At 57.7% G+C, this 10875-nt stretch carries 10 protein-coding genes; all 10 read left to right on the top strand.

The window, feature by feature from the left end; genetic code table 11:
* Positions 1–240 (top strand): preprotein translocase subunit SecE (secE, locus tag QZ540_RS07160; RefSeq protein ID WP_294628770.1); only part of this gene is annotated, 240 nt, incomplete at its 5' end.
* Positions 241–344: 104 nt separating this feature from the next.
* The gene (gene nusG, locus QZ540_RS07155; protein WP_049338063.1) at positions 345–1091 is read left to right on the top strand and encodes a transcription termination/antitermination protein NusG; all 747 of its coding nucleotides are present in this window, start codon (positions 345–347) and stop codon (positions 1089–1091) included.
* Positions 1092–1357: 266 nt separating this feature from the next.
* The gene (gene rplK / locus QZ540_RS07150; RefSeq protein WP_005504870.1) at positions 1358–1786 is read left to right on the top strand and encodes a 50S ribosomal protein L11; all 429 of its coding nucleotides are present in this window, start codon (positions 1358–1360) and stop codon (positions 1784–1786) included.
* 137 nt (positions 1787–1923) lie between these two features.
* Positions 1924–2619: a 50S ribosomal protein L1 gene (gene rplA, locus QZ540_RS07145; protein WP_005504876.1), complete on the top strand. Its 696-nt coding sequence runs from the start codon at positions 1924–1926 to the stop codon at positions 2617–2619.
* Between the two features lie 304 nt (positions 2620–2923).
* Positions 2924–3898, top strand: a complete 975-nt coding sequence (locus QZ540_RS07140) for a TDT family transporter (RefSeq protein ID WP_294628768.1) — start codon at positions 2924–2926, stop codon at positions 3896–3898.
* A gap of 101 nt (positions 3899–3999) precedes the next feature.
* A complete protein-coding gene (locus tag QZ540_RS07135; RefSeq protein WP_294628766.1) occupies positions 4000–5127 on the top strand; it encodes an ABC transporter ATP-binding protein in 1128 nt (375 codons plus the stop codon).
* 399 nt (positions 5128–5526) lie between these two features.
* Positions 5527–6057 (top strand): 50S ribosomal protein L10, encoded by a 531-nt coding sequence (rplJ, locus tag QZ540_RS07130; RefSeq protein WP_044150180.1) that lies wholly within the window; start codon positions 5527–5529, stop codon positions 6055–6057.
* A gap of 154 nt (positions 6058–6211) precedes the next feature.
* On the top strand, positions 6212–6586 hold the full coding sequence (gene rplL, locus QZ540_RS07125) for a 50S ribosomal protein L7/L12 (RefSeq protein WP_005508362.1): 375 nt from the start codon (positions 6212–6214) through the stop codon (positions 6584–6586).
* 322 nt (positions 6587–6908) lie between these two features.
* Positions 6909–8450: a glycoside hydrolase family 32 protein gene (locus QZ540_RS07120; protein WP_294628764.1), complete on the top strand. Its 1542-nt coding sequence runs from the start codon at positions 6909–6911 to the stop codon at positions 8448–8450.
* Between the two features lie 240 nt (positions 8451–8690).
* Positions 8691–10688, top strand: coding sequence for a PTS beta-glucoside transporter subunit IIBCA (locus tag QZ540_RS07115; protein WP_049341101.1), 1998 nt, complete (start codon positions 8691–8693; stop codon positions 10686–10688).
* Positions 10689–10875: the final 187 nt, after the last annotated feature.

Raw genomic sequence — 10875 nt, 5'->3', positions numbered from 1 at the left:
GGCGCATCGTCGAAGAGCGATAAGAAGCTCGGTTTCTTCGGCCGTATTTTTGCATTCCTCCGTGAAGTTATTGCGGAGTTGAAGAAGGTTACTACTCCCACCGGACGTGAACTGGTTGGTTACTTCTTCGGAGTTCTGTTCTTCGTCGTGGTGATGCTCCTTCTTATTTCTGGTCTGGATTATCTTTTCGGCCAGGGAGCATTCTGGATTTTCGGTAACGGAACCATTCAGCGTAACTAGTACTGGCTGCATCCTTATTCTGGGTGCCCCATCAGTGATTTCCCTCAGCGCATTGGTGAGTGGAAGTCCCCTCTAGATGATTAACGATAGAAAGTAGGAGCGACGTGTCCGAGCAGGAACTGGTATCCGAGATTGAAGAGGTCGAGGTAGCCGCTGCTGAGGCTACTGAGGAGTCTGCGGCTATTGAGCAGCAGGCTGAGGAAGCTACCGAGGCTGTCGAGGTGGCTGAAGCAGCTGCTGAGGCTGCTGAGGAAGTCGACGCTCTGGAAGAATTCAAGTCCAAGCTGCGCCGTCAGATGGGCGACTGGTACGTGGTTCACACCTACTCCGGTTACGAGAACAAGGTGAAGACCGGTATCGAGACCCGTATCCAGAACCTGGAAGCTGAAGATGAGATCTTCGAGGTTCAGGTCCCCATGGAGACCGTGGTTGAGTTCAAGAACACCGTGAAGAAGACCATCCGCCGCGTGCGTGTTCCCGGTTACGTTCTGGTTCGTATGGAACTGACCGACCACTCGTGGGGCGTTGTCCGCCACACCCCCGGTGTGACTGGCTTCGTGGGTCAGGATGCGTACAACCCGGTCCCGCTGCGCATGGACGAGGTCTTTGACATGCTCCTGCCGGTCTTCGAAGAGCAGCAGCAGAGCCAGGGCCTGCCCGTTTCCAAGCCCGTTATCGAGTCCGACTACACTGTGGGCGAGAACGTCCGCGTGAAGTCCGGTGCTTTCGAGGGCATGGACGCTACCGTTTCGGAGATTAAGGGCGAGTCCCAGCAGATTGTCGTGATGATTTCCGTCTTCGGCCGCGATACCCCGGTGACCTTGAGCTTCACCGAGATCGAAAAGATTTAACGTTTTTAGCGTGTGAATATGAGCCTCGCACTTCGGTGCGGGGCTCATATTTTGTAGTGACTGTGTAGCCGGCGGTGGCTGTGTGGGTGAGGTTTACTCTTTCTGCTAGCTGGCGCTGGATTAAGTCGCTGATTAACGCTAGAATGTTGGTTTGTGTATGCGCATGTCACGCTTTCATGCGGATGCACGGGTGACCGCGCCACGGTCACCGTCTTGCCGGCGTACGCTCCTGTGCGTCGGTTCCCAGCTAAGAAAAGGACCCTACATTGGCTCCCAAGAAGAAGGTCACTGGCCTCATCAAGCTGCAGATCCAGGCAGGCGCCGCTAACCCGGCTCCCCCCGTCGGCCCCGCACTGGGCTCGCACGGTGTGAACATCATGGAGTTCTGCAAGGCATACAACGCTGCAACCGAGTCGCAGCGCGGTAACATCATCCCCGTTGAGATTACCGTCTACGAGGATCGCTCCTTCACCTTCATCACCAAGACTCCTCCGGCTTCCCAGCTGATCAAGAAGGCTGCTGGCGTTGCTAAGGGCTCCGCTGTTCCTCACACCACCAAGGTTGGTTCGCTGACCGAGGCTCAGGTGCGCGAGATCGCTGAGACCAAGATGCCCGACCTGAACGCAAACGACCTGGATGCTGCTTCCAAGATCATCGCAGGTACCGCTCGTTCCATGGGTATCACCGTCGAGTAATTTCGGTTCGCCGAATAGCCGAGTAATCGGCACCGTAGATTTTTCTACACAGAACTTGTAAATGCCCGTCGTATGGACGGGATGTGGCAGAGCCGAGCGCGGCTCACGAGACCACAACTGCATAAGGAGAAAAGCAGATGGCAAAGCGCAGCAAGGCGTACAAGGCAGCTGTAGCCAAGATTGAAGAGGGTAAGCTCTACACCCCCGCTGAGGCAGTTGCCCTGGCGAAGGAAACCTCTTCCACCAAGACCGACGCAACCGTTGAGGTTGCAATGCGTCTGTCCGTTGACCCCCGTAAGGCAGACCAGATGGTTCGCGGTACCGTGAACCTGCCCCACGGCACCGGTAAGACCGCTCGCGTGGTCGTTATCGCAGCAGGCCCCAAGGCTGCTGAGGCTGAGGCAGCTGGCGCTGACTACGTTGGTTCCGACGAGCTGATCGCAAAGATCGCTGGCGGCTGGACCGACTTCGACGCAGCGGTTGCAACCCCCGACATGATGGGCAAGGTCGGCCGCCTGGGTAAGATCCTGGGTCCCCGTAACCTGATGCCGAACCCCAAGACCGGTACCGTGACCATGGATGTTGCAAAGGCTGTTGCAGACATCAAGGGCGGTAAGATCGACTTCCGCGTTGACCGTAACTCCAACCTGCACTTCATCATCGGTAAGGCTTCCTTCACCGCTGAGCAGCTCGAGGAGAACTTCCAGGCAGCTCTGGAAGAGGTTAACCGTCTGAAGCCCTCTTCGGCTAAGGGTCGTTACATCTCCAAGGCAACCGTTGCTACCACCTTCGGCCCCGGCATCCCCGTTGATCCGGCTGCCGTTGCTGCCTAAGGTATGCACCTGTAGCTTCTAGCATTTAGCTAGTAGTCGCCCCCGACGTTTAGGCGTCGGGGGCGATTTTTTGTGCATGATTTTGTCTGTGCGAAGATTCAAAACACAGCGTGAAGATTCAAGACATTGCGTGACCGGAATCGGTTAAAGTACGTCACGGACTTCCAGCTTGTATAGGCTTAAAAACATAGAATGATTTTCTGGTCCCTGGTTCCTATGGCGTTGCCCATGCTCCGGTACCGTCGAAACACATATTGGGGCTGCGTGCCCCATCCTGCCCTACAACTATGAGAGGTAAAACCTAATGCCTTCTTCCCTTCAGAGCGAGCAGAGCGCCCGTCGCGGTCTCAGCGTGCCGGTCAATTATTTTGCGGTAGCGCTGGGCACCGGTGCTTTGGGTGCTGCCTGGCGTACCGGTGCGTCGAAGGGAATGGCACCTGGTTGGGTGGGGGAGAGCATCCTGGCTTTTAACGCTGTGGTGTGGCTGCTCCTTGTGGGGTTTTTGATTCATTCGGTGGTGAAGTACCGTGCGTGGGTGCGTAGTTTTTGGGAGCATCCGGCGCGTACCTGCTTCTTTTCGCTGATTCCGGCGACGACGGCGCAGGTGGGTGCGGCTCTCTACCCGTATGCGGAGGTTCCGGCGCTGACTCTGGTGGTGCTGGGAGCTGTGGGGCAGCTGTACTTTGCCTCTCACCGCATTGCCGGTACGTGGCGTGGTGGGTATGTGCCTGAGGCTGCCTCGCCGGTGCTGTATCTGCCGACTGTGGCGACGAATTTTGCGACCGCTACGGCGATGGGTTTTGTAGGGTGGCACGATATGGCGATGCTCTTCTTCGGTGCGGGCCTGATTTCGTGGTTCAGTGTCGAGGCCGCGATTCTGAGCCGCCTGCGCACCTTGACTCCGCTACCTCAGGGGGAGCGCGGTGTCATCGGTGTTCAGATGGCGCCGCCTTTTGTGGGTGGTAACGCGTACCTGGCGGCTAACGGCGGCACGGTGGACTGGTTCTTCCTGATACTGACCGGTTATGGCATTCTGCAGCTGTTCTTCTTGATGCGTTTGCTCCCCTGGACTCTTGAGGGTGGTTTCTCGATGAGCATGTGGGGTTTCTCGTTCGGTATGGCTTCCATGGCGGCGAGCGGTATTCGCTTGACGGCTGCTGGCTCGCTGGGGTTGGTGGGTCCTGCGCTAACGGTGGCGGGTACGGCTTTCCTCATCTTCCTGTGGGTGGGTACGCTGCATCTGGCGTTGAAGGGGCGTTTGCTGGTACGACCGAGCTAGGGTGCTCATATGAGACTCTGGTGCGAGGCTCGCGTGCTGTTTTATGACGGTGCTTATCTTCTGCGCCCGTGCCGGGTACAAGTTTCGGCGATAATGGGGGAATGACTTCTGCATCCTACTCTTCTGCCGCGGTGGAGCCTTTTGAAGGCCTGCGTATTCGAGGTGTCGCTAAGACCTTTGGCACCGATACGACGGTTCTGAATGAGATTGACCTGGATGTGCACCCCGGCGAGTTGATTTCTCTGGTTGGTTCTTCGGGTACCGGTAAGTCCACTCTGCTGCGTATTATTGCCGGCCTGGAGGAACCGAGCGCCGGTCGGGTGACCTACGCCGGTCAGCCTCTGGAACGCGGCTCGGTGGGTGTGGTGTTTCAGCGCCCTATTCTGTACCCGCACCTGAGTGTGAAGGACAATATTCTCTTCCCAATCCGGCTGGGCGCGTTCTCGGGTGGGGTTGATATGGACTACTACCGCGAGCTGCTGGAGGCGTTGAAGCTTGAGGGTTTGGAGTCCCGTAAGCCTTCGCAGCTGTCGGGTGGTCAGGCTCAGCGTGTGGGTATTGCGCGTGCTTTGATTCGTCGTGCCCCGGTGGTTCTTTTTGATGAGCCGCTGGCGAGTGTGGATGAAGAGATGAGCGCGAGTATCCGTGCGGACATTGTGCGTCTGCACGAGCGCTACGGTTTTACGGGCCTGTACGTGACCCATGATCAGAATGAGGCGCTCATGCTGGGTCAGCGGGTGGCGGTGATGGATGCCGGCTACCTGGTGCAGGTGGATACTCCGGAGCGGTTGCTGGCGCATCCGCATACTCTGCAGGTGGCTAAGCTTTTGGCGGCGCCCGCGCTGAACCTTTTGAATCTTGAGGATTCTGAGTCGCTTCCTGCCGGGTGTGAGCTGGCGATTCGTGCGACCGCTTTGTGCCCTGTGGCAGCAGACGCTGCTCATGCTCTGCCGGTGCAGGTGCTCGGTAGCCGCCATCTGGTGGGTGGCATGCTGTACCGCGCGCGTCTGTTGGATGCGGTGTCTCTGCCTCTGGAATCTCGGCGGGCTTCGGCGGATTCTGAGCTGAGTACCCGAATGTGTGCCCGAGTGCGTGCTGGTCAGGAGCTTGAGTTCTTTATCTCGGATGCGCAGGGCGGCTCCTCCCTAAGTGTTGGGGAGCGGGTGCACCTGGGTGTGGCGGCGGAGCGTTGCTTCTTGTTCTCAGGCGGAAAGCGTTTTTACCTCTAGAACACGGTTTCTGGGCTTTTCAACCGGACCTTTTAGGTTGGAGAAAGAATGGTTATTTGGCTTAAAAGGGGTCTTTAAGTGATTAATCCCGCTTAATCACGTTTTTAACTTGCGACTCGGGCTTTAACCTGAGATGATGAATGAACCAAAGACCGCCGGTCTATAACTATGTCCTTTATCGCCACCTCGATGGAGACGAAGAACAGAGTTCTGATAAGAGCAGATTTCACTAGAAATCGCCGCCCGCGTAGGTAACTCGAAGTGAATAGCCGTTGCCCTCATGTAGGGTGCCGTCTATCGTGCCTCGTACGCCTACGCGTCGGGGCATTTTTTATTGCTTGCAATAAATGCTTCGAGGCTCTACCGGCGACCTTACAAGAATCGGAAGAAGGAACTACCATGGCGACTCAGGAAAAGATCGCTGCAGTATCCGAGCTGAAGGAACTCTTCGAAGCTTCGAACGCAGTCATCCTGACCGAATACCGCGGTCTCACTGTTGCACAGCTCAAGGAGCTGCGCCGCGCACTCGGTGCAGAGACCGAATACGCCGTGGTGAAGAACACGCTGGCTGCTATCGCAGCTAAGGAAGCTGGCATCGACGCATTCGAAGGCCACCTCCAGGGTCCCTCCGCACTGGCATTCATCAAGGGTGACCTGATTGATGCTGCTAAGGGCCTGCGTGACTTTGCCAAGGCTAACCCCCAGCTGATTGTGAAGAACGGTTACTACGAAGGTGCCGCTCTTTCCGAGGACGACGTCAAGCGCTACGCTGACCTGGAATCCCGCGAGGTTCTGCTGTCCAAGGTTGCAGGTGGTGCAAAGGCTACCATCGCACGCATCGCACAGGTTGTGGACGCACTGCGCGTCAAGCTGGAGGAGCAGGAAGGCGCAGCTCCCGCTGCTGCCGAGGAGGCTTCGGAAGAGGCATAAGCCCCTTTCGTGCTACTGCACCAGCGCTGAGATACTCAGTAGCGTGAACGTGAACAGCGTAAACGCACCCTAAATTTGACCGACCCTTTCGGGTAGGTACTGAAGATTTACACCGCGGGCGTCAGCCCGCACCAGATAGTGAAGGAGCCAAACAATGGCTAAGCTGTCCATCGAAGAACTCATTGCAGCATTCAAGGAACTGTCCCTGGTTGAGGTTTCCGAGTTCGTTAAGGCATTCGAGGAAGAGTTCGACGTCACCGCAGCAGCTCCCGTTGCAGTTGTAGCAGGCGGCGCAGCAGGCGAGGCTGCTGAAGAGAAGTCCGAGTTCGACGTTGTCCTGGAGTCCGCTGGCGACAAGAAGATCGCAGTGATCAAGGAAGTTCGTGCCCTGACCTCCCTCGGCCTGAAGGAAGCAAAGGACCTGGTTGACAGCGCTCCCAAGGCTCTGCTCGAGGGCGTTTCCAAGGAAGACGCTGAGAAGGCTAAGGAGCAGCTCGAGGCTGCTGGCGCAACCATCACCCTCAAGTAATCGACTTCTTCTCGATTCTTACGCGGGCGGTGCATCCATCGGATGTGCCGCCTCGCGGCATTTAACGGCCCCGAACCCGCCCGGTATGAAGACTGGGGAGGTTCGGGGCTTTGCCGCATCCGCTCTTTTCTCCTGTAGCAAACGGGGTATGCGCCACATAATCGGCAGGTGGCGGTATAAGCCGCTGTAGCCGCCCTGTGCCTCGGATAAGAGAGTCTGAGAGCACTGTGGTTCCTCTCTCCTGGAGCCCAGCAATGGGGGAGAGGTGCCGTATGATGGGATGAGACAACCCAGACATTCCTTTGCACGAAAGCGGATAGACATGAGCGAGCAGAAGAAAAAGAAGAAGAGCGCAACCGAGCGACCCGCCCGCGACTTGGTGGCTGAAGCACAGCAGATCCTGGACGCTTTCGGTGCCGGTGTTCGTGAAGACCGCGACTACCCGGCTCTGCACCTGGCACCTCCCGTAGGTCGCCTGAACGACCCGAATGGCCTGGTCTTCGACGGCAAGCGCTACCACGCCTTCTACCAGTACTCGCCCTTGCACCCGGAGCGTATGGTTTACTGGCGCCACGCGGTCAGTGAGGACCTGACCCACTGGACCGATGAGGGTACCGCGCTGGTTCCCGATAGCCGCTACGATTCGCACGGCTGCTATTCCGGCTCCGGCATTAAGGTTCCTGGCGGTTTTGAGTTCTTCTACACCGGTAATGTGAAGGACGAAGAAGGCAACCGCGAAACCTACCAGATTCTTGCTACCGCGGGTGAGGATGCGAAGCCGACCCGCCAGTTGCCCCCGCTGATTTCCGGTCCTGAGAAGGGCTACACCGCGCACTACCGCGACCCGCACGTCTTTGAGCGTAACGGCGAGTGGTGGATGGTTATTGGTGCTCAGCGTGAAGACAAGACCGGCGCCGTGGTCGTGTACACCTCCGCTGACCGCCGCGAGTGGGCCTTCCGCGGCGAGCTGGACATCAAGGATAAGAGCCTCAAGGGCACCTACATGTATGAATGCCCCTCGTTGCTGCGCATGCGCGATGAGCTGACCGGCGAAATCCGCGACGTGCTGATTTTCAGCCCGCAGGGCATGCAGCCCCTCGGCGAGAAGTACAACAACATTTTCCAGAGCGGCTACATTGTCGGTTCGCTGGATAATGAGACCCTCAAGTTCACCGTGGAGACCCCCTTCACTGAGCTGGATGCAGGTTTCGAGTTCTACGCCCCGCAGACCATCTCCGGTACCGGCCTGACCGCTGACCCGAAGGCACCGCACACCGTGAGCGGCGATGCCCCGGTGATGATTGCGTGGCTGGGCAACGCAGACCAGGACGACCTGCCCTCGTGGAGCCACCGCTGGGTGCACATGTTCACCTACCCGCGTGAGTTGCACCTGCGTAACGGTAAGCTGTTCCAGCGCCCGGTTCCTCAGCTGAACGACGCGATGCCCATGACCCCGCTGTACCGTGAGGAGGAGAAGGGCAAGCTCGTGGAGCTGAAGAACGCCCTGACCTTCCGCCTGCGCGGCCGTGTGAACGTCTCTGACGAGTGCGTGAAGCTGAAGATCAAGGACACTCACGGCGTGGCACTGAGCATCGTTCTGGATAAGGACTTTGTGCAGATGGACCGTGGCGGTACCCGCTACACCGAGGGTGGCAGCCTGCGCCGTCGAACCCTGAAGCGTTCGAAGATTCGCGAGTTTGACCTGCTTGTGGACGGTTCGGCTACCGAACTGTACGTGGGTGGCAAGCTGGTTGCCTCCATGGGCGCTGAGGTCATGACCGCTCGCACCTTCTTCAAGGGCGATAAGCGCCGCGTCCGCCTGACCGGTGGCGAGGTGCTGTCCCTGGAGTACGGCCGTCTCTAAGCCGTTTTCTAAGCGTTAGGAGCCGCCTGCACGGGTGGTTTTACGGTAATTTCTGAATATGTCTGAGGGCTCACTTTCCGTATGGAGGGTGGGCCCTCGCTTTTAAGAACTTTCCCGTGATACCATGTTTTACATCCGATATGTCAAACGTATGACATATGCATGACATGCACACACAGACATATCTCACCTCATTCACAAAGCATCATACGGTGGTGCTCCAAACAAAGGAGAGCGAGCGTGGACCACAAGTCAGTGGCACAGCGCGTGCTGAATGACGTCGGTGGCGCCGGCAACATCGTTGCAGCCGCACACTGCGCAACCCGCCTTCGCCTCGTCCTGAAGAACCAGGACAAGGTCGACCAGACAGCAATTGACAACGACGAAGACCTCAAGGGCAGCTTCCTCAACGCTGGCCAGTTCCAGATCATCGTCGGCCCCGGCGACGTCAACGAGGTGCATAAGCACCTCATCGCTGCTGGCGCGCCCGAGGCGTCTAAGGACGAGCTCAAGGAAATTGCCTCCAAGCAGGGCAACATTGTCTCCCGCTTCATCAAGACCATTGCTGACATCTTCGTGCCGCTCATCCCGGTGCTGGTCGGTGGCGGTATGCTGATGGCGCTCAATAGCCTCCTGACTTCCAAGGGTATCTTTGGTCCCCAGGCAGTTATTGAACTTTACCCGGAATGGGCTGACTTCGCGGACATCGTCAACCTGCTCTCCGCAGCTCCCTTCGCTTTCCTGCCCGTGCTGGTTGGCTTCTCCGCAACCAAGGTCTTCGGCGGTAATCCTTACCTGGGCATGACCATGGGTGCCGCAATGGTCTCCCCGGCACTGATGAACGGCTACAATGTCGCTGCCTCTCTGGCAGGTGCCGAGGGTAGCGAACCGATGAAGTACTGGAACCTCTTCGGCCTGCAGGTCCAGCAGGCGGGCTACCAGGGTACCGTGCTGCCCATCATGCTGGTTGCCTTCATCCTGTCCCACATTGAGAAGTTCTTCCACAAGGTCCTCAAGGGCACCATCGACTTCATCTTCACCCCGACCCTCACCATCCTTATCACCGGCTTCCTGACCTTCATCTTGGTCGGCCCGCCGATGTTCCAGCTGGGTACCTGGCTGGGTGAAGGTATTAACTGGCTCTACACCGTTGCTGGCCCGCTCGGCGGTCTGATCTTCGGTACCTTCTACGCATTCATCGTGATGACCGGTATGCACCAGGCATTCCCGCCCATCGAGATGAGCCTGTGGGCAACCGGCGGTTCCTTCATCTTCGTCGTTGCCTCCATGTCTAACGTGGCGCAGGGTGCTGCCGCAGCCGGTGTCGCACTGACCACCAAGAACAAGAAGATCAAGGGTATTGCTTCGGCATCTGCACCCTCCGCATTCCTCGGCATTACCGAGCCCGCAATGTTTGGTGTGAACCTGGCTCTGCGCTGGCCCTTCTACATTGCAATCGTCTCCGCGGGTATTGGTTCGATGTTTACTTCTATTCTTGGAATTAAGGCGGGTAAGCTTGGCGCCGCTGGTTACCTTGGCTTCCCCTCGATTGAACCGACTGTTGGCGCTGGTATTCCTGGCTTCTTCGGCTGCCTCATCCTGACCACCGTCATCGCTTTCGTTGCCTCCTTCATCTGGGGTAAGAAGGTTGAGGCTGGCAACACTGAGGAGGCTGAGGCACCCGCCGCTCCTGTTCCCGCTACTCCCGCAGCAGCTGCTGCAGCTCCCGCTGCCGCTGTAGCAACTGAGGCTGGCGAGAGCGTCGAAATCGGCTCCCATATGGTCGGTTCCGTGGTTCTGCTGGCTGACGTCAAGGATCCCACCTTCTCCTCCGGCGCACTGGGTGCAGGCACCGCAGTGGAGCCCACCGAAGGTAAGCTCTACGCGCCGGCTGACGGCAAGATTACCGTTGCATTCCCCACCGGCCACGCATACGGTCTGCGCACCGAGGATGGCCTGGATCTGCTGATGCACATCGGCATGGACACCGTTGAGCTCGACGGCAAGCACTTCGAGCCCAAGGTTGCTAAGGGCGACACCGTTAAGCGCGGCGACGTCATCGCCGAGTTCGATATTCCCGCCATCAAGGCGGCAGGCTACCCGCTGGCAACCCCCATGGTGATTACCAATGCCAAGAAGGCAGCTGCCTCGGTTGAGGATGTCCAGGCTTCGGGCACATCTGTCACCAGCGCAGATTCACTCCTGAAGGTTGCACTGAAGGCAAAGGCTAACGCATAGTCTGCACTCTTAGTGAGTAGATAACCTCAACGTGATGTACACCCCGTACCGCTCTTCCTAGAGCTGGTGCGGGGTGTTCAATTTTTCCTGCAATGCCGTGAAAAAAGTGTGTGAATACATATGCATTAAAATTATGCATATTGGTGCAATATAAGCTAGCGCAGAATGGTGCATGGTTATGAAAAAT

Source organism: uncultured Rothia sp. (assembly GCF_916049665.1).
Classification (GTDB): Bacteria; Actinomycetota; Actinomycetes; order Actinomycetales; family Micrococcaceae; genus Rothia.
The sequence above is the reverse complement of the archived record's forward strand: the minus strand, read 5'-3'. Positions and strand labels throughout refer to the sequence as shown.